We start from the raw sequence: 20,593 nt of genomic DNA on the forward strand, positions 1-20,593 counted from the left end.
CTGCTCATAGGCACGACGAGCTGGGAGTACTGACATGGCTGCGCTCGCCTGGTTGATCATTCCTGTCATCGCGGCGGTCGCCGCCATGATCTGGGCCGGCTGGGCGGCCCGCACGCCCCGGGCGACCGGTGATCCCGCCTCGCTGGCGGAACACCAGCGCTTCCGGGCCGCGATGGAACGCAGCACGGCCGCCGTCTCCAAGGGCAACGGGCAGTAGCCCGGGGCGCGCTCCGTCATCCCCGTCCCGTACTGTCGAGCCATGCCACGCCGCTCTGCGACGATGCTCGCCGCGACCCTGATGCTCATAGCACTGCTCTGTGCCTCGGTGCTGATGAAGGTGCCGTACACCGAGATGAGCCCGGGTCCGACGTACAACACGCTCGGGACGCAGGACGGCACGGACAATCCGGTAATCAAGATCACCGGGCACCAGACGTACCCGGTCAGCGGGCATCTCAACATGACCACGGTCCAGGTGACGGGGGCGAAGTACCAGCCCAGCGTGGTCTCGATGGTGGTCGGCTGGCTGCGTGACGACGTGCTGGTGGTGCCGCACGAGAACGTCTACCCGGAGGGGCAGACCGATCAGCAGGCGCAGCAGCAGAACGCCGAGGAGTTCGCCTCCTCCGAGGACAGCGCCAAGACCGCCGCGCTGACCCAGCTCGGGATCCCGGTCGGGACCGAGGTGGTCGTCGGCTCGGTGCTGGCCGGCGGTCCGTCCGACGGCAAGCTGCACGCGGGCGACCAGATCGTGGCGGTGGACGGTACGCCGATCACCGCGGTGGAGGAGGTCGCCAAGCAGGTGACCAAGCACCAGCCGGGCGAGACGGTGGAGTTCACCGTGGTTTCGCACGGCAAGGACAGCACCACGCCCAACCCGGCGGACGAGCGGAAGGTCGCCATCACCACGGCCAAGGCGAGCGACGGCACCGGCCGGGCGATCGTCGGGATCGGCCCCGGGGTGACCCACACCTACCCGTTCAAGATCGACATCGGGCTGCAGGACGTCGGCGGGCCCAGCGCCGGCCTGATGTTCTCGCTCGGCATCATCGACAAGCTCACCCCCACCGACCTGACCGGCGGCAAGTTCGTCGCCGGCACGGGCACCATCAGCGACGACGGCAAGGTCGGCCCGATCGGCGGCATCTCGATGAAGGAGATCGCCGCCCGCGACAAGGGCGCCGAGTACTTCCTCACCCCCGCCGACAACTGTGCCGAGGCCGCCAGGAACACGCCCAGCGGCCTCCGGCTGATCAAGGTGAACACACTGGCCGACGCACTGAAGGCGCTTGACGGGATCAGGTCGGGCCAGACCTCGGCCCTGCCGTCCTGCACCAGGTAGTGCGGCCGGGCGCGGTCAGGCGAAGGTCGCCAGCAGTGCCTCGGTGAGGCCCGGCACCAGGTCGGGGCCGGTCAGTACCTCGCGGGCGACGTCCTTGGAACGCAGCCGCAGGGCGATCTCCTTCTTGCCGTCGCGCAGTACGGCGGCGGTGATCCGCACCTCCTGGCGCTCCGGGTGGTTGGCGACCCACTCGGTCAGCTGGGCCTCGGTGGCGTTCTTGGGGCGGGACTGCTCGGCGCCCGGCGGCAGCATCATCCGCTCGACCACCAGCGCGCAGCCGGCCACCGACTCGGGCCAGGCGATGGTGCCGAGGAACTTGTCCAGCTCCATCCCGGCGGGCAGCTCGTCCTGCTCGACCGGGGTCAGGCCGGGGTCCTCCTGGTCGTTCAGGCCGAGCTGCTTGGCCAGTGCGGGGTTGGCCTTCTTCAGCTGTGCGCCGTCGACCAGGGCGAACAGCCGGGCCGGGAGGTCCCAGCCGAGCGAGGCCGCGTACTCGTCGATCTCCAGGGCGGCACGGGTGAGCGGGGTGGCAGCCGGCGGACGGCCGTCGCCGGACAGGGTGTGGCTTGCATCGGACATGTCCCAATCCTCACATGCGCGGCCCTTCGGCCCCCGCGCGGAACCGGGGGACGGGCCGTGGGAACTCAGGTAATCACCGACTAAGTTGCATAAAGGGCTGCGCCCGCCCATTCCGCTGCCCGAACCAGCTCACCCCCGACACAGCAGAGGTGCCACCTTGGTGTTCCAGATGCCGGACCGACCAGGACCGGGCTTTCGACCCAGAATCGGCCCACCCTCCCGCCGGGCGCGGGTGCTGCTGCTGACCGCCGCCGTGCTCGCGGCCCTGATCGTGGCGTTCGTCCTGTTCGCCGGGGTGTGGACCGACTGGCTCTGGTTCAAGTCGGTCGGGTTCTCCTCGGTGTTCACGACCCGGCTGTGGACGAAGGCCGGGCTGTTCGCGGTCTTCGGCCTGGTCATGGCCGTCGTGGTCGGTTTCAACCTCTGGCTGGCGTACCGGCTGCGGCCGCCGCTCTCGGCGATGTCGGTGGAGCAGCAGAGCCTGGACCGCTACCGGATGGGCGTGGCGCCGTACAAGCGCTGGCTGCTGTCGGCGATCTCCGTGATGGTCGGCCTGGCCGCCGGCGCGGCGGCGACCGGCCAGTGGCGCACCTGGCTGCTGTGGACCAACCGGACGCCGTTCGGCGAGAAGGACCCCCAGTTCCACCTGGACGTCGCCTTCTACGCCTTCTCGCTGCCCTGGTACGAGTTCCTGCTCGGTTTCGCGTTCAGCGCGGTGATCGTCTCGCTGCTGGCCGCGGTGCTGGTGCACTACCTCTACGGCGGCCTGCGACTGCAGGGCCCGGGGAGGCGGGCCAGCGCCGGCGCCAAGGGCCACCTGGCGGTGCTGCTGGGGGTGTTCGTGCTGCTCAAGGCGGTCGCCTACTGGCTGGACCGGTACGCGCTGGCGGTGAAGTCCGGCGCGTACAAGGGGGTGGACGGCTGGACCGGCCTGCGCTACGTGGACGCCAACGCCTACCTCCCGGCCAAGACCATCCTGTTCTTCGTCGCGATCATCTGCGCACTGCTGTTCTTCCTGACCCCGATCCGCCGCACCTGGGCGCCCGCACTGATCGGCTTCGGCCTGATGGCGCTGTCGGCGGTACTGATCGGCGGGCTGTACCCGGCGGTCGTGCAGCAGTTCCAGGTCAAGCCGAACGAGCAGGCCAAGGAGACGCCGTACATCAAGAAGAACATCGACGCCACCCGGCAGGCGTACGGCATCGCCGACAGCCAGAGCCGGCAGTACGACCCCAAGCCCACGGCCGACGCCGAAGCGCTCAAGCCGGACGCCCAGACCATCGCGGACATCCGTCTGCTGGACCCGAACGTGGTCGCACCGACCTTCCAGCAGAACCAGGCGCTGCGGAAGTACTACGCCTTCCCCAAGACCCTGGACGTCGACCGGTACGGCCAGCAGGACACCGTGCTCGGTGTGCGCGAGCTCGACCTGAACGGTGTGCAGCAGCGCAACTGGATCAACGACCACTTCAAGTACACCCACGGCTACGGCGTGGTGGCCGCCAAGGGCAACCAGGTCGACAAGGACGGCAACCCGGTCTACACCGAGTCCGCGCTGCCGACCACCGGCTCGTTCGGTGACTACCAGCAGCGGGTCTACTACGGCGAGAAGAGCACGCAGTACTCGATCGTCGGCGGTAGCAACGACGAGATCGACTACACCTCGGACTCCGGTCCCGACCCGACCTACCGCTACACCGGCGCCAGCGGCGTCTCGCTGGACAATCCGCTGACCCGGGCCGCGTACGCGGTGAAGTTCGCCGAGCCGCAGATCCTCTACTCGGGCGCGATCACCGACGGCGCCCGGGTGATCTACGACCGCACCCCCAAGGAGCGGGTCGAGAAGGTCGCTCCCTGGCTCTCCATCGACGCCGACCCGTACCCGGTGGTCGTGGGCAAGCAGCTGCTCTGGGTGCTGGACGGCTACACCACCTCGGACGGCTACCCGTTCTCCTCCAAGACCACCCTGGGCGACGTCACCAAGGACTCGCTGACCGACCAGCGCGGCCGGACCCTCACCGCCGTCAACAAGGTCAACTACATCCGCAACTCGGTGAAGGCCACCGTCGACGCCTACACCGGCGAGGTGACGCTCTACCAGTGGGACGGCACCGACCCGGTGCTGAAGACCTGGATGAAGACGTTCCCGGGCACCGTCAAGCCCACGTCGGACATCCCGAGCGCGCTGCTGCCGCACCTGCGCTACCCGCAGGACATGTTCAAGGTGCAGCGCGACATGCTCGGCATGTACCACATGACCGACGCCACCGCGTTCTTCAACGGCACCGACATCTGGCAGGTGCCGGCCGACCCGGCCACCAACACCGGTGAGGTCCAGCCGCCGTACTACCTGACGGTCCGGATGCCCGACCAGGAGCGCGCGAGCTTCTCGCTGACCAGCAGCTTCGTGCCCGCCGGCCGGGACAACCTGGCCGCCTTCATGGCCGTCGACGCGGATCCCGGGCCGGACTACGGCAAGATCAGGATCCTCAAGGTGCCGACCGGGGCCGGGGCGCTCGGGCCGAAGCTGACCCAGGCGAAGCTCAACTCCGACCAGGCGGTCGCCAACCAGCTCACCCTGCTGAAGACCGGCAGCGACTCCGACATCGAGTACGGCAACCTACTGACGCTCCCGGTCGGCGGCGGCTTCCTCAACGTCGAGCCGGTCTACCTGGTGGGCCGCAGTGCCAAGGTGCCGGTGCTGCAGAAGGTGCTGGCGGTGTACGGGAACAACGTCGCACTGGAGGACAACCTGGCGAACGCCCTGGCGAAGGTGCTGGGGGGCGCGGCTTCCGGCACACCCACGGCTCCGGTCGAGCCCACCGCTCCGACCGCTCCCGGCACGGCCCCGACCTCGCCGCCGAGCACCGGTGGTGGGGGCAACCCGGCGCTGGACAAGGCGCTGCAGGATGCCCAGAAGGCGTTCACCGACGGTCAGGACGCGCTGAAGAACGGCGACTGGACCAGGTACGGCCAGGACCAGAAGGCCCTTCAGGACGCGCTCAACGCGGCCGCCGCCGCGCAGCAGAAGGGCGGTGGTGCCACTCCGGCGCCGTCGTCGGCCCCCGTGCCGCCGTCAGCCGCCCCGGCGCCGTCGGCCTCGCCCTCGGCCAGTCCCTGAGCTGCGGTCTTCCCGCGGTAGGCGATTTCTGGACCACCCCGTTCCCGTGCTATGGTTTAACCACCGACGCGGGGTGGAGCAGCTCGGTAGCTCGCTGGGCTCATAACCCAGAGGTCGCAGGTTCAAATCCTGTCCCCGCTACTCAGTAGCCAACAGGCCCGGCAGATCCTTCTGCCGGGCCTGTTGCATGTCCACACGGCGTCTGAGGCTGCTCCGGTACTATGCGTGGCCGGGGTTTGTGGGGCTCAAGTGTCGGGAAATCGACAAAGCGCCGAAGCAATCTCGCCGGGCTTCGGCCGCGCTCCGCCAAAACGGCCGGAGCAGGTGTACGCGGGTTGCGGGTGATGCGACGATGGACCACATGGGGGCTGCGGCAGGGCGGTTGACGAACCGTCCGGCCCGGTGCGCTCCAGGGGGGTTCCCCCGGCCGAAGGCTGGGGGAGGATGCCGCAGCACTCTGGGGGAGCGGGAGTCGGCATGAAGCTGATCGGCAGGAACGATTCGGGAGCGAGGCCCACCCCGGCCAAGGGCACCGGTACGGCGCGGGTCGCCGGAGCGGGGGAGCCGCCCGACGGCGCCGACACCGAGGCATGGGCGATCAGCCCCGAGGACACCCAGCGCTCCCTGCCGACCCAGCGCACCAGCAGCCTGACCGGAGGGCCCGAAGAGGCCACCGGATCGGGCCCGGAGCGCCTGGTTCACGTCTCCGCGCAGCAGCTCCTCGACGCCATCGGCCCGTACGGCACCGCGCCCGCCGCAGAGTCGGGCGAGGAGGAGACCAGCTTCGAGTCCGCGCTGGCCGCCCGTGAGCAGGCCGCACTGGAGTCCAGGCACCGTCAGGCCGCCGACGGCGGCGACGCCAACGCGGCCAGCCAGCTCGGCGCGCTGCTGCTGCGCCGGGGCGACCTGGAGGACGCCGAGCCGTACCTGCGCAGCGCCGCGGCCGCCGGGCTGCGCGCCGCCGCCAACAACCTCGGAGTGCTGCTGCACCAGCGCGGCCACCGGGCCGAGGCGGCCCAGTGGTGGCGGCAGGCCGCCGTCGCGGGCAGCGCGCCGGCCGCACACGCGCTCGGCCTGCAGCTGCGCGACCAGGGTGAGGAGGAGGCCGCCGAGTACTGGCTGCACTTCGCCGCGGAACAGGGGCACCCGCTCGGAGCGTACGCGCTGGGCGATCTGATGGAGCATCGGCGGGACGTCAGGGCCGAGCGCTGGTTCCGGGTCGCCGCCGACGCCGGCCACCGCGAGGCCGCGTACCGGCTGGCCCGGATGCGCGAGGCGGCCGGGGACAAGGAGACCGCCGAGACCTGGTACCGCACCGCCGCGGCCCGCAGCCACGCCCGCGCCGCACTGCGCCTGGGCGTGCTGCTGGAGGAGCGCGCCCAGCGGGATCCGTCCTGCGCCGACGAGGCCGCCCGCTGGTACCGGCAGGGCGCGCAGAACGGCGAGGCCAGGGCGGCCTGCGCGCTGGGCTTCCTGCTGCGCGACGCCGGGGACCCGAACGCCGCCGCCGAGTGGTGGCGGCAGGCCGCCGAGGCCGGCGACGGCATGGCCGCCAACGCGCTCGGCGCGCTGCACGCGAGCCGGGGCGAGGCCACCGAGGCCGAGCGCTGGTACCGGGTCGCGATGGATGCGAACGACCACAACGGCGCCTTCAACCTCGGTCTGCTCTGCGCGAGTACGGGGCGCGAGGCGCAGGCCGAGCAGTGGTACCGGCGGGCCGCGTACGCCGGGCACCGGGAGGCCTGCAACGCGCTGGCCGTGGTGCTGCTCCAGCGCGGTGACGAGTCCGGGGCCGCGCCCTGGTTCTCCAAGGCCGCCGAGGCGGGCAGTGTGGACGGCGCCTTCAACCTGGGCGTCCTGCACGCCGGGCGCGGGGAGCAGCAGCAGGCGCAGGAGTGGTACGCGCGCGCCGCCGCCGAAGGGCATGGCGAGGCCGCGCTCCAGCTCGCGGTGGTGCAGGAGCAGCGCGGCAACCTGACCGCCGCGCTGGAGCGCTACCGGCAGGCGGCGGCGGGCGGCTCGGCCGAGGGCGCGTTCCGGCTGGCCTCGCTGCTGGACCGGCGCGGTGACGCGGACGCGGAGGCCGAGCACTGGTACGCGGTGGCCGCCGACGCAGGGCACCGGCGGGCGCAGGTGCGGATGGGCGTACGGGCGGCGGAGCGCGGCGCGCTGGAGATCGCCGAGAGCTGGTACCGGCGGGCCGCGGAGGCGGGCAGCCGGAGCGCGGCGTTCAACCTGGGGCTGCTGCTGGCCCGGCAGGACAGCGAGGCCGAGGCGATGCTCTGGTACACCCGGGCCGCCGACGCCGGGCACGGGCGGGCGGCGCTCCGGCTCGCGCTGCTCGCACTGCGGCGGGGCGAGCCGCAGCAGGCGGAGGGCTACTGCCGGCGGGCGACCGAGTACGGGCCGGCGGAGGTCGCGGAGCGGGCGGCCCGGCTGCTCGGGGCGCTGCACGCGGAGCTCAGCGCCTGAGCCTCGCGGGGGTGCGGCCCCCGCGAACCCGAAGACGTCCGCGGTCGGCCGGGTAGGCGTACGGCCGGCCGCTCGCTGGGCCGCGGGCGGGTCGGCGCGGCCGGTGGTTCCCTGTTCCCGAAGTGCTCCCGAGGCATGCCCCGGGGCCTGAGCCGTCAGGGTCTGGAGCAGTCGGGGCAGAGGCCGCGGTAGGTGACCTCGGCGCCCGAGATGACAAAGCCGAAGCGCTCGGTGGCGGGCAGGGCGGCGATCGGATCACCCTGGGGGTGGACGTCGCGGATCGCGCCGCAGCCAGAGCAGATCAGGTGCTGGTGGGCGTGGTGCGCGTTGGGGTCGTACCGTTTGGCACGGCCGTCGGTGCTGACTTCGAGCACCTCGCCGAGGCTCACCAGCTCGCCGAGGGTGTTGTAGACGGTGGCCCGGCTGATCTCGGGGAGCCGTTCCACCGCGCGTGCGTGCACCTCGTCAGCGGTCAGGTGCACATGGTCGCCGTCGAGGACCTCGGCGACGACCCGGCGCTGCGAGGTCAGCCGCCACCCACGTCCGCGAAGCCGTTCCAGCAGGTCACTCATGGAGACAGGGTAAGCCACGTTCCGAAGTTGGTTCCAGTATTGACTTAGACAAAGTCCAAGCTAGGATCGAGTCCGTCACGACCGGATGACTCGGAGGCACTGACATGACGACCCAGGACGAGCTGCGGCCCACCCTCACCACGGAGGCCGGTGCCCCTGTTGCGGACAACCAGAACACCGAGACCGCAGGCATAGGCGGTCCGGCCCTGATCCAGGACCAGCTGCTGTTCGAGAAGCTCGCGCACTTCAACCGCGAGCGCATCCCGGAGCGAGTGGTGCACGCCCGCGGCGCCGCCGCGTACGGCACCTTCACCGTGACCGCCGACGTCACCGCCTACACCCGGGCGAAGTTCCTCTCGGAGGTCGGCAAGCAGACCGAGACCTTCCTGCGCTTCTCGACCGTGGCCGGCAACCTCGGCTCCGCCGACGCGGTCCGCGACCCGCGCGGCTTCGCGCTGAAGTTCTACACCGAGGACGGCAACTACGACCTGGTCGGCAACAACACCCCGGTGTTCTTCATCAAGGACGCCGTCAAGTTCCCCGACTTCATCCACACCCAGAAGCGCGACCCGTACACCGGCTCGCAGGAGGCGGACAACGTCTGGGACTTCTGGGGTCTGTCGCCGGAGTCCACCCACCAGGTGACCTGGCTGTTCGGTGACCGCGGCATCCCGGCCAGCTACCGCCACATGAACGGCTACGGCTCGCACACCTACCAGTGGCAGAACGAGGCCGGCGAGTACTTCTGGGTCAAGTACCACTTCAAGACCGACCAGGGCATCAGGAACCTCGCCGCGGACGAGGCGAACAGGCTCGCCGGTGAGGACCCGGACAGCCACCAGCGGGACCTGCGTGAGGCGATCGAGCGCGGCGAGTTCCCGGCCTGGACCGTCCAGGTGCAGATCATGCCCGCCGCCGACGCCGCGAACTACCGCTTCAACCCGTTCGACCTGACCAAGGTCTGGCCGCACGCGGACTACCCGCCGATCGAGATCGGCAAGCTGGAGCTCAACCGCAACCCGGAGAACATCTTCGCCGAGGTCGAGCAGTCGATCTTCTCCCCGGCGCACTTCGTGCCCGGCATCGGCCCGTCCCCGGACAAGATGCTCCAGGGCCGCCTGTTCGCGTACGCGGACGCCCACCGCTACCGGGTCGGCATCAACGCCGACCACCTGCCGGTGAACCGCCCGCACGCCACCGAGGCGCGCACCAACAGCCGTGACGGCTACCTCTACGACGGCCGCCACGGCCGCCAGAAGAACTACGAGCCGAACAGCTTCGGCGGCCCGGTCGAGACCGGCCGTCCGCTCTGGTCCGCCATCCCGGTCACCGGCGCCACCGGCGACCACGCGGCGCCCTCGCACGCGGAGGACGACGACTTCGTGCAGGCCGGCAACCTCTACCGGCTGTTCTCCGAGGACGAGAAGCAGCGCCTGATCACCAACCTGGCCGGCTTCATCGCCAAGGTCTCGGCCGACCGCGACGACATCGTCGAGCGGGCGATCGACAACTTCCGCAAGGCCGACGCCGACTACGGCCGGCGCCTGGAGAACGCGGTGCGCGAGCTGCGCAAGCAGCAGTGACCCCCACCTAGGCCGCGGGCCCCGGAACCAGCTCTGTCCTGGTTCCGGGGCCCGCACCCATGAGAGGGCGGGATCAGACGGCCAGCCGGCGGAGCGTCTCCTCGTGCAGCAGTCCGTTGGTGGCCACCGCGTCCGCGCCGTTGGGCCCGTCCACCCCGTCCAGACCGGTGAACCGGCCGCCCGCCTCCTGGACGATCACGCACGGCGCGGCCATGTCCCACAGGCTCAGCTCCGGCTCGGCCGCCAGGTCCACCGCGCCCTCGGCGACCATCATGTACGACCAGAAGTCGCCGAACGCGCGGGTCCGCCAGCAGGAGCGGGAGAGGTCGAGGAGGGCGTCCAGCCGGCCGCGGTCCTCCCAGCCGGTGAGCGAGGAGTAGGACAGCGAGGAGTCCTCGATCCGGGAGACCTTGGACACCTCGATCCGGGTCGCCTTGGCCAGGCTGCGTCCGGCGTAGGCGCCCAGGCCCTTCGCCGCCCACCAGCGGCGGCCCAGCGCCGGGGCGGAGACGATGCCGACCACCGGTTGCTGCTCGCCGTCCGGGCCGTCCTCCAGCAGCGCGATCAGGGTGGCCCAGACCGGCACGCCGCGGACGTAGTTCTTGGTGCCGTCGATCGGGTCGATCACCCAGCGGCGCGGGCCCGAGCCCTGCAGGCCGAACTCCTCGCCGAGCACCGCGTCGCGCGGCCGGGCCCGCTGCAGCACACCGCGGACCAGCTCCTCGGCGGCCTTGTCGGCGTCGCTCACCGGCGTCAGGTCGGGCTTGGTCTCGATCTGCAGGTCCAGCGCCTTGAAGCGCTCCATGGTGACGGAGTCGGCCGAGTCGGCGAGGACGTGGGCAAGGCGGAGGTCATCGTGGTAGTCGGCCATGCTCGAACACTATCGAGGCGCCGGCGGCCGAGTCAGGGCGGCTCGCGGGGCGGGCCGCTCAGTGGCCGCTGCCGCTGAGCTGGAGGCCCACCACGCCCGCGATGACCAGGCTGATCGAGACCAGCTTGAGCACGGTGCTCGCCTCGTTCAGCCAGATCATCCCGTAGATCGCCGTGCCGGCCGCGCCGATGCCGGTCCACACCGCGTAGGCGCTGCCCACCGGGAGGGACCTGAGGGAGAGGGTCAGCAGGCCGAAGCTGCCGAGCGCGAAGCAGGCGAAGCCGATGGTGGGCCAGAGCTTGGTGAAGCCGTCACTCAGCTTGAGGTTGACCGCGAAACCGGTCTCCAGCAGACCGGCGATGATCACCAGGGCCCATGCCATCGAGTCGACTCCCTGCCGCGCCGAGGACTGACCTTCTTATGATCGCCACGCCCGGCCCGTCCGACACATCCACACCCGGGAGGACCGGTCTAGTCCCCCTCGTGGGCCTCGCGGGTGGCGAGGAGGCGACGCAGGGAGTAGAGGCGGGCGTGCTCGGCATGGCCGTCGGCGACCCAGGCGTCCAGGGCGCAGTCGGGTTCGTCGTGACTGCAGGCGCGGGGGCAGTCGACGGTGCCGGGCTCCAGATCGGGGAAGGCGTGGATCACCCGGGACGGGTCGATGTGCGAGAGGCCGAACGAGCGGAAGCCCGGGGTGTCGATCACCCAGCCGGAGCCGAGCGCCTTCTTGGAGCCGGGCTTGACCCCGGGAGGCGGGGGCAGCCGCAGGGCGAGCGCCGAGACGGTGGTGTGCCGCCCGCGCCCGGTGACCGCGTTCACATGGCCGGTGATCCGCTGGCGCTCCGGGACCAGCGCGTTGACCAGGGTGGTCTTGCCGACGCCCGAGTGCCCGATGAACACCGTGGAGCGCCCGCGCAGGTACTCCCGGACGGTCTCCGCCCCGGCGCTGGCCAGCTCGTCCCGCCGGGTGACCACGTAGCGGATGCCCAGCGGGGCGTAGGACTCCAGCAGCGGTTCGGGCGAGGCCAGGTCGGACTTGGTGAGGACCAGCAGCGGTTCCATGCCCGCGTCGTACGCGGCGACCAGGCAGCGGTCGATCAGCCGGGGCCGGGGCTCCGGGTCGGCCAGGGCGGTGACGATGGCCAGCTGCTCTGCGTTGGCGACGACGATCCGCTCGTACGGGTCGTCGTCGTCCGCCGTGCGCCGCAGGACCGAGGTGCGCTCCTCGACCCGGACGATCCGCGCGAGGGTGTCCGGTTCGCCGGAGAGGTCGCCGACCACGCTGACGGTGTCGCCGACGACGACGCCCTTGCGGCCCAGTTCACGGGCCTTCATGGCGACGACCTCGCGCTCGTGCTTGGTCCCGGCGTCCACCAGGCAGGTGAGCCGACCCCGGTCCACGGTGAGGATCATCGCCTCGGCGGCGTCCTCGTGCTTGGGCCGGATCCGGGTCCGCGGCCGGGAGCCCCGGCGGGCCGGGCGGTTGCGGATGTCGTCCTCGTCGGCGTCCTTGCCGTAGCGGCGCATGATGCAGTACTCCCTCAGCCCTGGCCCAGTAGATCGGCCCACATCCGCGGGAAGTCGGGCAGAGTCTTCGCCGTGGTCGCGACGTTCTCCACCTGGACGCCCTCGACCGCGAGGCCCAGCACGGCCGCGGCGGTGGCCAGCCGGTGGTCCTCGTAGGTGTGGAAGACACCGCCGTGCAGCGGGCGCGGGCGGATCCGCAGGCCGTCCTCGGTCTCGGCGACGTCGCCGCCGAGGTCGTTGATCTCCTTGGCCAGTGCGGCCAGGCGGTCGGTCTCGTGCATCCGCAGGTGGGCGATGCCGTACAGGTGGGACTCGGAGTCGGCCAGCGCGGCCACGGCCGCGATCACCGGGGTGAGCTCGCCGACGTCGTGCAGGTCTGCCTCGATGCCGTGGATCCGGCCGGTACCGGAGAACTCCAGGCCGTCGTCGGTGAAGCGGCAGCTGCCGCCCATCCGCGTGTAGATCTCGCGCAGCTGGTCGCCCGGCTGGTAGGTGTGCCTGGGCCAGTCGCGGACCGTCACCCGGCCACCGGTGACCAGTGCGGCGGCGAAGAACGGCGCGGCGTTGGAGAGGTCCGGCTCGACCACCAGGTCGCGGCCGATCAGCGCGCCGGGGGTGACCCGCCAGATGTCCTTCTCGCCGCCGTCCTCGGGCGCGTCCACCTGGGCACCGGCCTTGCGGACCATGTCCACGGTCATCCGGATGTGCGGGAGGGAGGGCACGGTGCCGCCGGTGTTCCGGATCTCCACGCCGTTGTTGTAGCGGGCGCCGGAGAGCAGCAGGGCGCTGATGAACTGGGAGGAGGACGAGGCGTCCAGCTCGACCGGACCGCCGTCCAGCGCACCGGAGCCGTGCACGGTCAGCGGGAAGCCGCCGCGTCCGCCGTCGTCGATCCGGGCGCCGAGCGCGCGCAGGGCGTTGATCACGCCGTGCTGCGGACGCTCGTAGCAGCGCGGGTCGCCGTCGAAGTGCACCGGGCCGTCGGCGAGAACCGCGAGCGGGGGCAGGAAGCGCATCACGGTACCGGCGTTGCCGACGTCCACCTGGGCCGGGCCGTGCAGCTGGCCGGCCGGGATGACCCGCCAGGCCTCGCCGCCGCCGAAGCCGCCGCTGGCGGTGTTGACCGTCTCCTCGATGGTCACGCCGAGTGCGCGCAGGCCGTCGGCCATCAGCTGGGAGTCGCGGCTGCGCAGTGGTCGGCGCACCCATCCTGGGCTGTCGGCGAGGGCGGCCAGCACCAGGGCGCGGTTGGTCGCCGACTTGGAGCCGGGGATGGTGACAGTCGCGTCGACGGCGCTGGTCGCAACGGGGGCGGGCCACAGGGCTTCGGTCATGTGGACAAGTCTAGGGGCCCGGGAAATCAGGGCTTCGTTCCTATTCGAATGGCGGACGCGCGTTCTGCGAAGACACGCCGAAGGCGCGGTGAGCCGTGGGGGCCCGCACCCCCGGCGGGCTACCGCATCAGCCAGCTGCCGCCGGCGAGGAGGCAGGAGAGGGCGATGACCAGGAAGAGGGTGACCCAGAGGACGCCGGCCACCCCGGTGAGGCGGGCGAGCTGGTCGGCGTCGGAGTCGGGGGCCTCGCCGCGGCGGCGCTTGGTCTGGAGCTCGACCACCGGGCGGACCCCGGCGAACAGCAGGAACCAGACGCCCAGGTAGGCGAAGACCGCCTGCACCTCGCCCCCGCCGTACCAGGAGATCAGGACGAAGGCCGCACCCGTGAGCACCACGGAGACCAGCCCGAAGGCGTTCCGCACCATGATCAGGACGGCCGCCAGCAGCACGATCCCGATCCACAGCAGCTGGGCGATGTGCTGTCCGGCGAGCAGTGCGGCGCCGCCGAGGCCGAGCAGCGGCGGGGCGGTGTACCCGGCGGCGGCGGTGAGGATCATGCCGGGGCCGGTGGGCGGTCCGGAGGAGATGGTCAGGCCGGAGGTGTCCGAGTGCAGCCGGATCCCGGCCAGCCGGCGCCGGGTGAGGACGGCGGCCAGGCCGTGCCCGCCCTCGTGGGCGATGGTCACCACGTTGCGGCTGAACCGCCAGACCGGTCGCAGCACCACGGCGAGCAGCGCCACCGCCGCCGTGGCCGGGGCCACCCAGGCCGGTGGTCCGGGCTGCGAGCCGACCACCAGGTGCCATACGTATGTGCTGTCCATGCCCTGCCCTCCGTGGTCGGTCCTGGCCCTGCCGCTCGGTGTCCGAGTGCGCAGCCTCCCATGGCAGGACGGCAGGGTGGTACTTCCCGGTTCTGGTGGGTGAGACGGGGCACACCGCGGGCGGGTCGCATGGCAAGCTGGCCGCATGTGCGGACGCTTCGCCTCCACCACCAAGCCGGAGGATCTGGTCGAGATCTTCGGGGTGCGGCAGTGGGACCCGGCCGAGACCATCGCGCCGAGCTGGAACGTGGCGCCCACCGACTCGGCGTACGCGGTGCTGGACCGGGCCCCCAAGGGGGAGCGTGAGCCGGTGCGCCAGCTGAGGGTGCTGCGCTGGGGTCTGGTGCCGTCCTGGTCGCGGTCGGCCGAGACCGCGGTGAAGATGATCAACGCCCGCTCCGACACCGTGCACGAGAAGCCCGCCTACCGCCAGGCCTTCGCCTCCCGGCGCTGTCTGCTGCCGGTCGACGGCTACTACGAGTGGCAGACCATATCCGGCGAGCGGGGCAGACCCCGCAAGCAGCCGTTCTTCGTCAGCCGGGTGGACGGCCGGGTGCTGGCCCTGGCCGGGCTGTACGAGTTCTGGCGGGACCGCGCCGTGCCGGCCGACGACCCGGCGGCCTGGCTGGTGACCTGCACCATCGTGACGACGGACGCCGAACCGGCGCTGGCCCCGATCCACGAGCGGATGCCGCTCTTCCTCGATCCGTCCACCTTCGACGCCTGGCTGGACCCGGCCCTGGACAACGCCGAGGAGCTGCGGCCGCTGCTCGTACCGCCCCCGCCCGGAGCGCTGCGGGCCGTTCCGGTCTCGTCGGCGGTCGGCAACATCCGCAACAACGGGCCCGAGCTGGTCGAACCGCTGGACGAGAACGGCAACGACGGCACGATGCTCTTCTGAGCTCTTCTGAGCTCTTCCGGGCGCTTCCGAGTTCCTCCGAGCTCTTCCGAGTGCCCGTCCCCCGGGCCTGACCGCAGTCGGGGCCGATCACCCAGAACCTCCAGGAGCCGCCGTGCAGACCCTCGTGACCACCCCCGTCGGTGAGGCCAGGATCACCAGGTACCCGGCCGTCGGCCGCCCGAGGGCGCTGCTCGCGCTCGGGCACGGCGCGGGCGGTGGTGTCGAGGCGATCGACCTGCAGGCGCTGGCCGCCGGGCTGCCGGCGCGCGGGATCGAGGTCGCGCTGGTGGAGCAGCCCTGGCGGGTCGCGGGGAAGAAGGTCGCCCCCGCGCCGAAGACGCTGGATGCGGGCTGGCTCCCGGTGATGGCCGAACTCGCCGCTGACGGACCGCCGTTGGTGGTCGGCGGCCGCAGCGCCGGCGCCCGGGTGGCCTGCCGGACGGCCCTGGCCGCCGGGGCCGCCGCCGTGCTGGCGCTGGCCTTTCCGCTGCATCCCCCGGGCAAGCCGGAGAAGAGCCGGGCCGAGGAACTGCTCGGCTCCGGCCGCCCGACCCTGGTGGTGCAGGGGGAGAAGGACACCTTCGGCGCCCCGGAGGAGTTCCCGGACCTCCCGGCGGGCCACCGGCTGGTCGCCGTTCCGTACGCGGGCCACGGGTTCGCCGTCCCCAAGCGGGCGCCGTACGGCCAGGACGAGGCCCTGGGGCTGATCACCTCGGCGGTCGGCGACTGGATCCTCGAAGTCGGCTGAGGGGGCCGAAAGGACGGGGAAGTCCGTCGGGGCGCCCGGGAATGCCGCGCGGGGCACTCTGGTTAACACCACCGTCAGCAGGTGGGTCCCGTGGAAAGGCAGCACACATGGGTTCGATCGCGTGCCCCGAGCGGCCGGACGAGCGGGCGGCGATGGACGCCGCGCTGCCGGTCTGGTCGGACTGGCTTACCACGAGCGAGAAGCCGGTGAGCCCGATATCCTCGCTGTCGGGTGGGTCTGCAGTGGGCCGTGCCCGCAGAGCCGAGGAGGTGGGTCCGGTCGTCGGGACCGAGGACGAGGCCGAGCCGGGCGAGGTGCTGCCGGTGAGCGAGGTTCTCACGGGTGACGAGCTGGCCGAGGCGATCGGCGAGGACACCTTCCGGGCGTCGGAGAGCGAGACCGAGGCGGCCCGCAGGGCGCGCTTCGAGCGCGACGCCCTGGGCTACCTCGACCCGATGTACTCCGCCGCGCTCCGGATGACCCGCAACCCTGCCGACGCCGAGGACCTGCTGCAGGAGGCGTTCGCCAAGGCGTACGCGTCGTTCCACCAGTTCCGTGAGGGCACCAACCTCAAGGCGTGGCTGTACCGGATCCTCACCAACACGTTCATCAACTCGTACCGCAAGAAGCAGCGCGAGCCCCAGCGCACCGCCGCCGAGGAGATCGAGGACTGGCAGCTGGCCCGCGCCGAGTCGCACATGTCGACCGGTCTGCGCTCGGCCGAGGCCCAGGCCCTCGACCACCTGCCGGACAGCGATGTGAAGGACGCCCTCCAGGCCATTCCGGAGGAGTTCCGCATCGCCGTCTACCTCGCGGACGTCGAAGGGTTTGCGTACAAGGAGATCGCGGACATCATGGGTACACCCATCGGTACGGTGATGTCCCGACTGCACCGGGGCCGCCGCCAGTTGCGCGGCATGCTGGAGGACTACGCCCGTGAGCGCGGGCTCGTTCCGGCGGGTAGCGGAGCAGGGCAGGAAGCGAAGGGCGCGGGCTCATGAGCTGCGGCGATCCGCATGACACCGAGTGTGGCGAGGTCCTCGACCACCTCTATGAATTCCTCGACAACGAGATGGCCGAGGGCGACTGCGCCAAGCTGAGGGTGCACTTCGAGGAGTGCTCGCCCTGCTTGGAGAAGTACGGGCTCGAACAGGCCATCAAGGCGCTGATCAAGCGTTCCTGCGGCTGTGACGACACGCCTGCCGACCTGCGCGGCAAGGTGCTCGCCCGGATCGACAGCATCCGCGCCGGGCAGCGCTCCGGCGACTCGCAGCCGGTGGCCGAGGTCTCTGCCGAGGAGAACGCGGGCCACGGCGCGCGGAGCACCCTCGCCGCATCCGAGTAGGCCGTCGGCGTTTCCCGCCGCGGATCCCGTTGCCGGGGCTCCGGCCCGCCGTGACCGGCCCCTTGTGCGGTCGCACCGTGCCGGTCTTCTGGTCGGCTCACTCGTTCGGGTGAGCCGACAGTGCGTCGACCCGGGCAATGTGTTTTCGCGCCTCCGCGCGCTCCGGCAGAGGCCTATCCTCCTCTGACGGACCCTCAAGTCGGTGTGGTCCGAGGGGGACTGCGGTCATGGCGGGGAGGCGGAGATCACTGGTGAGGACCGAGAGGCCGCTTCGGCAGGCGGGGCGGCGCCCGGACTTCGGGACACCCGGCGCCCGGACCGGCGCATCGCCGGCGGCCTGGTGGCGGTACCGACCGCCGGAGCCGGCTGTCTGCTGACCCTGGCACTGCCCGCCGACGGACCGCTCGGCTGGCTGGGCGGCCCGGTCGACTGGCCGGGGGTCGCGTTGCTGGCCTTCCTGCACTGCTGCTGGGACGGTCTGGCCCAGGGCCTCCCCACCCCCTGCCAGCGGTTCTGGAACGTGCTGTTCCGTCGGCCCGGCCGGCCGGGCAGGGCGAACCCCTCGGGCGGTCCGGTCTTCTTCCCGGTGCTGTTCGCCGGGGTTCTGACACTGCCTCCGGCGGCCGCCGCACTGGTCGTCCTGCCCGCCGCGCTCACCGGGTGCGCCGACCGGCGCCGTGCGCTGCGCCGGTTCTGGAACGCCGGCCAGCTCGCCGTCTCGGCCTGGACCGCCGGGGTGGTCTTCCATCTGACGGACGGTCCACGGCTGCTGCTCGAATCGAGGTTCCCGGCCGCACTGCTCCCCGCGCTGGCCTCGGTGACGGCGTTCTGCCTGGTCAACAGCGTCCTGGTGGCCCTGATGCGGCGGCTCGCCGGATCACGTCCGCAGGTGCGGCCGCGGCCGGGCGCCGCGCTGCGCGGTCCGCTCGCGGTGGTGCTGCCCGCACTGGTGCACGGGGCCGGCGGACTGATGGCGGCGATCCTCTGGCGGGGGCCGTACGGAGCCTTCGCGGCGGTGCTCGCGCTGCTGCCGTTCACCATCTCCGCCTGGGTGCTCGCGCAGGAGCACCGGGAGCGGACGGCCCAGCAGACCGCCGTCCAGGCACTGGTGCAGGCCGTGGAGGTCAAGGACGCGTACACCAGGGGACACAGCGAACGGGTCGGCCGGGCGGCCGTTCTGATCGCCGGACAGCTGGGCATGGTGGAGGAGCGGCTGCGCACCCTGCACTTCGCCGGGACCCTGCACGACGTCGGAAAGCTGGGCGTGGCCACGGAACTGCTCCGCAGAAACGGTCCGCTGAACGAGGCGGAGCGGCGGGCGGTCGAGGTGCACCCGGTCTTCGGGCACGAGCTGATCCGGGACATCGCCTTCCTCGGCGAGGAGGGCCGGGCCGGGATCCTGCACCACCACGAGCGGGTGGACGGCCGCGGCTACCCGGACGGGCTGTCCGGGGACCGGATCCCCGAGTTCGCCCGGATCATCTCGGTCGCGGACGCCTTCGACTCGATGACCTCCACCCGGTCCTACCGGCGCGGGCGGCCGGTCGCCGAGGCGGTCGCCGAGCTGGAGCGGTGCGCGGGAAGCCAGTTCGACCCGGCGATGGTGCGGGCACTGATCGCGGCGGTCGAGGAGCACGGCTGGGAGCCCGTCCTGCCGCCGCCCGGCGGCTGGGCCGGGGAGGTGCCGGACATCCCGCTCGGTGTGCCGGAGCCCGCCAGGGCGCTGGCTCCGCAGGGGCGCGCGGCGCGCCCGGGACGCTCGGGCGGCGGACGGTGAGCCGGGGGAGCGCGGACGGGGAGCGACCGGACGGCCCGCGCCCGGGCGGAGCGGCGCAACGCCGTGGTGCCGCGCCCGGCAGCACGGTGCGCGGCCGTACGGGAGGCAGCCGAACGAAGGCAGCTGTACGGAAGGCGGGCGTGCAGATGACGGCTGTACGGAGGACGGCGGTACGGAGGACGGCGGTGCGGCCCGGGACAGGGCCGCACCGCTGTGCCGACGGTCCGGGACCCGGGCGATCGGGATGGTGAGCGCCGGGGTGGCGTGGGTGCGGGCGGTCCAGCTGGCCGCCGCCGCGCTGCTGGCGGCCGGGCTCGGCGAGCTGGTGTGGGACGGGCCGGCCGACCCGGCCACCGCACTCGCGTTCGCCGCCGTGATCGCGGTCGGTGAGCGGGTGCGGATCACCCTGCCGGGCGACCGCGAGCAGGCGCCGATCGGTATCGCCGCCGCACTGGCCTACGCCCTGCTCGGCTCGCTGCGCGGACTGCCGACCTCGCACGGGGTGCTGCAGGTGATCGCGGTCACCGGGGTGGGGATGGTCAGCGGCGCCGTACCGCCGTTCCGGGCGCCGTGCCCGGCCAGGGCGGACGCGGCCGCCCGCCGCCTGATCACGGTCGCCGTCGCGGCCGCCCTGTTCCAGCCGCTCTACCACAGCGGTGCCCTGGACCGGGCCGGTTGCACCGGGCCGCTGTACGGGCTGTTCGTCAGCGGGGTCGCCCTCCTGGCCGCGCTCTGCGACGCGGTCCTGGCCGCCGGGCTGCACCGGGCCAGGACCGGTCTGCGGTTCGCCGCCGCACTGGAGGACGAGCTGCGGTCGCTGCTCGGAATCGGCTCGGCGATCGTCGCCACCGGCATGCTGATCAGCCTGCTGGCGGCCGAGATGGGACTGTGGGCGCTGCCGCTGTTCTGCATCCCGCTGCTGCTCGCCCAGGTGTCCTTCCGCCGGGCGGCCGCGGTCAGGGCCACCACCGGGCAGACCATCGAGACCCTGGCCCGCGCCACCGAGGTGGCCGGCTACACCCCGCCGGGCCACGCCCGCCGGGTCGCCGACACCGCCTGCGCGCTCGGCCGGACGTTCGGCCTCGGCACCAGGGACCTGGCCCTGCTGGAGTACGCCGCGCTGATGCACGACATCGGGCAGCTCTCACTGGTCGAGCCGGTGCCCTGCGGCGCCACCGCCCGGCTGCCGCAGCCGGAGCAGCAGCGGATCGCCCGGCTGGGCAGCGAGGTGATCCTGCGGACCGGGGTCCCGCGGCAGGTCGCCCAGCAGGTCGCCCGGCTCGCCGACCCGTGCCGTCGTCCCGACGGCTCGGACGATCCGACCCTGCCGCTGGCCGCCCGGATCATCCGGGTCGCCAACGCCCACGACGAGCTGGTCACCCTCGCCCGGCAGCGGGGCCTGCCGGAGCCGGCCGGGCGGCGGGAGGCACTGGAGCTGCTGCGGCTGGAACGCGGTGACCGGTACGACCCGAGGGTGCTGGCGGCGCTGGTCGGCCTGGGGCTCCAGGACGGCCGGCCCCAGGCGTGAGACCGGGGCCGAGGGCGGGCGGTTCCGGCCGTGACGGGGCGGTGAACCCGCAGTGCCGGACCCGCGATTACG

The 20,593-nt window shown here is 72.2% G+C and carries 18 protein-coding genes and 1 tRNA gene; 12 read left to right on the forward strand and 7 right to left on the reverse strand.

Translation table 11 applies throughout. From position 1 onward, the window contains the following. The first annotated feature begins 34 nt into the window (after positions 1 to 34). A complete protein-coding gene (locus ACSMTC_RS23310; RefSeq protein ID WP_436561653.1) occupies positions 35 to 217 on the forward strand; it encodes a hypothetical protein in 183 nt (60 codons plus the stop codon). Positions 218 to 259: 42 nt separating this feature from the next. Further along, a complete protein-coding gene (locus tag ACSMTC_RS23315; RefSeq protein ID WP_436561654.1) occupies positions 260 to 1,342 on the forward strand; it encodes a YlbL family protein in 1,083 nt (360 codons plus the stop codon). A 15-nt stretch (positions 1,343 to 1,357) separates the two neighbouring features. On the opposite strand, the gene ACSMTC_RS23320 is transcribed toward ACSMTC_RS23315, so the two are convergent. Next, positions 1,358 to 1,921, reverse strand: a complete 564-nt coding sequence (locus tag ACSMTC_RS23320; RefSeq protein WP_436561655.1) for a PPA1309 family protein — start codon at positions 1,919 to 1,921, stop codon at positions 1,358 to 1,360. Positions 1,922 to 2,090: 169 nt separating this feature from the next. Between ACSMTC_RS23320 and ACSMTC_RS23325 the strand changes: the two genes are divergently transcribed. The 3 genes from ACSMTC_RS23325 (at position 2,091) to ACSMTC_RS23335 (ending at position 7,514) form a co-directional block, all read left to right on the forward strand. After that, complete coding sequence (locus tag ACSMTC_RS23325; protein ID WP_436561656.1) at positions 2,091 to 5,042, forward strand: UPF0182 family membrane protein; 2,952 nt, start codon at positions 2,091 to 2,093, stop codon at positions 5,040 to 5,042. Between the two features lie 67 nt (positions 5,043 to 5,109). Next, positions 5,110 to 5,183, forward strand: a tRNA-Met gene (locus ACSMTC_RS23330). A gap of 336 nt (positions 5,184 to 5,519) precedes the next feature. Continuing rightward, the gene (locus ACSMTC_RS23335) at positions 5,520 to 7,514 is read left to right on the forward strand and encodes an SEL1-like repeat protein (RefSeq protein WP_436561657.1); all 1,995 of its coding nucleotides are present in this window, start codon (positions 5,520 to 5,522) and stop codon (positions 7,512 to 7,514) included. Between the two features lie 155 nt (positions 7,515 to 7,669). On the opposite strand, the gene ACSMTC_RS23340 is transcribed toward ACSMTC_RS23335, so the two are convergent. After that, positions 7,670 to 8,086: a Fur family transcriptional regulator gene (locus ACSMTC_RS23340; protein WP_436561658.1), complete on the reverse strand. Its 417-nt coding sequence runs from the start codon at positions 8,084 to 8,086 to the stop codon at positions 7,670 to 7,672. A 104-nt stretch (positions 8,087 to 8,190) separates the two neighbouring features. On the opposite strand from ACSMTC_RS23340, the gene ACSMTC_RS23345 reads away from it, so the two are divergent. Then, the gene (locus ACSMTC_RS23345) at positions 8,191 to 9,669 is read left to right on the forward strand and encodes a catalase (RefSeq protein ID WP_436561659.1); all 1,479 of its coding nucleotides are present in this window, start codon (positions 8,191 to 8,193) and stop codon (positions 9,667 to 9,669) included. Between the two features lie 73 nt (positions 9,670 to 9,742). On the opposite strand, the gene hisN is transcribed toward ACSMTC_RS23345, so the two are convergent. The 5 genes from hisN to ACSMTC_RS23370 all read right to left on the reverse strand — a co-directional run bounded on the left by hisN (position 9,743) and on the right by ACSMTC_RS23370 (position 14,222). Further along, positions 9,743 to 10,540 carry a histidinol-phosphatase gene (hisN, locus tag ACSMTC_RS23350; RefSeq protein ID WP_436561660.1) on the reverse strand — a complete coding sequence of 266 codons (798 nt, stop codon included), beginning with the start codon at positions 10,538 to 10,540 and terminating at the stop codon, positions 9,743 to 9,745. 58 nt (positions 10,541 to 10,598) lie between these two features. Beyond that, positions 10,599 to 10,922: a DMT family transporter gene (locus tag ACSMTC_RS23355; RefSeq protein WP_436561661.1), complete on the reverse strand. Its 324-nt coding sequence runs from the start codon at positions 10,920 to 10,922 to the stop codon at positions 10,599 to 10,601. Between the two features lie 89 nt (positions 10,923 to 11,011). After that, a complete protein-coding gene (gene rsgA / locus ACSMTC_RS23360) occupies positions 11,012 to 12,067 on the reverse strand; it encodes a ribosome small subunit-dependent GTPase A (RefSeq protein ID WP_436561662.1) in 1,056 nt (351 codons plus the stop codon). Positions 12,068 to 12,081: 14 nt separating this feature from the next. Beyond that, entirely contained in the window at positions 12,082 to 13,401 is a 1,320-nt protein-coding gene (gene aroA, locus ACSMTC_RS23365) for a 3-phosphoshikimate 1-carboxyvinyltransferase (RefSeq protein WP_436561663.1), read from the reverse strand. 119 nt (positions 13,402 to 13,520) lie between these two features. Next, positions 13,521 to 14,222 carry a M50 family metallopeptidase gene (locus tag ACSMTC_RS23370; RefSeq protein ID WP_436561664.1) on the reverse strand — a complete coding sequence of 234 codons (702 nt, stop codon included), beginning with the start codon at positions 14,220 to 14,222 and terminating at the stop codon, positions 13,521 to 13,523. A gap of 145 nt (positions 14,223 to 14,367) precedes the next feature. On the opposite strand from ACSMTC_RS23370, the gene ACSMTC_RS23375 reads away from it, so the two are divergent. The 6 genes from ACSMTC_RS23375 (at position 14,368) to ACSMTC_RS23400 (ending at position 20,521) form a co-directional block, all read left to right on the forward strand. Next, positions 14,368 to 15,123, forward strand: coding sequence for an SOS response-associated peptidase (locus ACSMTC_RS23375; RefSeq protein ID WP_436561665.1), 756 nt, complete (start codon positions 14,368 to 14,370; stop codon positions 15,121 to 15,123). Between the two features lie 112 nt (positions 15,124 to 15,235). Next, positions 15,236 to 15,871: an alpha/beta hydrolase family protein gene (locus tag ACSMTC_RS23380; protein WP_436561666.1), complete on the forward strand. Its 636-nt coding sequence runs from the start codon at positions 15,236 to 15,238 to the stop codon at positions 15,869 to 15,871. A gap of 107 nt (positions 15,872 to 15,978) precedes the next feature. Next, the gene (locus ACSMTC_RS23385) at positions 15,979 to 16,872 is read left to right on the forward strand and encodes a sigma-70 family RNA polymerase sigma factor (protein ID WP_436561667.1); all 894 of its coding nucleotides are present in this window, start codon (positions 15,979 to 15,981) and stop codon (positions 16,870 to 16,872) included. Beyond that, complete coding sequence (gene rsrA, locus ACSMTC_RS23390; RefSeq protein ID WP_436561668.1) at positions 16,869 to 17,216, forward strand: mycothiol system anti-sigma-R factor; 348 nt, start codon at positions 16,869 to 16,871, stop codon at positions 17,214 to 17,216. The genes ACSMTC_RS23385 and rsrA overlap by 4 nt, the downstream gene beginning before the upstream one ends. A gap of 340 nt (positions 17,217 to 17,556) precedes the next feature. Then, the gene (locus tag ACSMTC_RS23395; RefSeq protein ID WP_436561669.1) at positions 17,557 to 18,993 is read left to right on the forward strand and encodes an HD-GYP domain-containing protein; all 1,437 of its coding nucleotides are present in this window, start codon (positions 17,557 to 17,559) and stop codon (positions 18,991 to 18,993) included. Positions 18,994 to 19,237: 244 nt separating this feature from the next. Beyond that, on the forward strand, positions 19,238 to 20,521 hold the full coding sequence (locus ACSMTC_RS23400) for an HD-GYP domain-containing protein (RefSeq protein ID WP_436561670.1): 1,284 nt from the start codon (positions 19,238 to 19,240) through the stop codon (positions 20,519 to 20,521). The last annotated feature ends 72 nt before the right edge of the window (positions 20,522 to 20,593 follow it).

This window comes from Kitasatospora sp. HPM-01-4 (genome assembly GCF_051374625.1).
Classification (GTDB): Bacteria; Actinomycetota; Actinomycetes; order Streptomycetales; family Streptomycetaceae; genus Kitasatospora.

Excerpts from the sequence above, each read along its gene's own strand:
- ACSMTC_RS23310 (WP_436561653.1), top strand. The coding sequence starts at position 35 with ATGGCTGCGCTCGCCTGGTTGATCATTCCTGTCATCGCGGCGGTCGCC.
- ACSMTC_RS23315 (WP_436561654.1), top strand. The coding sequence starts at position 260 with ATGCCACGCCGCTCTGCGACGATGCTCGCCGCGACCCTGATGCTCATA.
- ACSMTC_RS23320 (WP_436561655.1), bottom strand. The coding sequence starts at position 1,921 with ATGTCCGATGCAAGCCACACCCTGTCCGGCGACGGCCGTCCGCCGGCT.
- ACSMTC_RS23325 (WP_436561656.1), top strand. The coding sequence starts at position 2,091 with ATGCCGGACCGACCAGGACCGGGCTTTCGACCCAGAATCGGCCCACCC.
- ACSMTC_RS23335 (WP_436561657.1), top strand. The coding sequence starts at position 5,520 with ATGAAGCTGATCGGCAGGAACGATTCGGGAGCGAGGCCCACCCCGGCC.
- ACSMTC_RS23340 (WP_436561658.1), bottom strand. The coding sequence starts at position 8,086 with ATGAGTGACCTGCTGGAACGGCTTCGCGGACGTGGGTGGCGGCTGACC.
- ACSMTC_RS23345 (WP_436561659.1), top strand. The coding sequence starts at position 8,191 with ATGACGACCCAGGACGAGCTGCGGCCCACCCTCACCACGGAGGCCGGT.
- hisN (WP_436561660.1), bottom strand. The coding sequence starts at position 10,540 with ATGGCCGACTACCACGATGACCTCCGCCTTGCCCACGTCCTCGCCGAC.
- ACSMTC_RS23355 (WP_436561661.1), bottom strand. The coding sequence starts at position 10,922 with ATGGCATGGGCCCTGGTGATCATCGCCGGTCTGCTGGAGACCGGTTTC.
- rsgA (WP_436561662.1), bottom strand. The coding sequence starts at position 12,067 with ATGCGCCGCTACGGCAAGGACGCCGACGAGGACGACATCCGCAACCGC.
- aroA (WP_436561663.1), bottom strand. The coding sequence starts at position 13,401 with ATGACCGAAGCCCTGTGGCCCGCCCCCGTTGCGACCAGCGCCGTCGAC.
- ACSMTC_RS23370 (WP_436561664.1), bottom strand. The coding sequence starts at position 14,222 with ATGGACAGCACATACGTATGGCACCTGGTGGTCGGCTCGCAGCCCGGA.
- ACSMTC_RS23375 (WP_436561665.1), top strand. The coding sequence starts at position 14,368 with ATGTGCGGACGCTTCGCCTCCACCACCAAGCCGGAGGATCTGGTCGAG.
- ACSMTC_RS23385 (WP_436561667.1), top strand. The coding sequence starts at position 15,979 with ATGGGTTCGATCGCGTGCCCCGAGCGGCCGGACGAGCGGGCGGCGATG.
- rsrA (WP_436561668.1), top strand. The coding sequence starts at position 16,869 with ATGAGCTGCGGCGATCCGCATGACACCGAGTGTGGCGAGGTCCTCGAC.
- ACSMTC_RS23400 (WP_436561670.1), top strand. The coding sequence starts at position 19,238 with ATGGTGAGCGCCGGGGTGGCGTGGGTGCGGGCGGTCCAGCTGGCCGCC.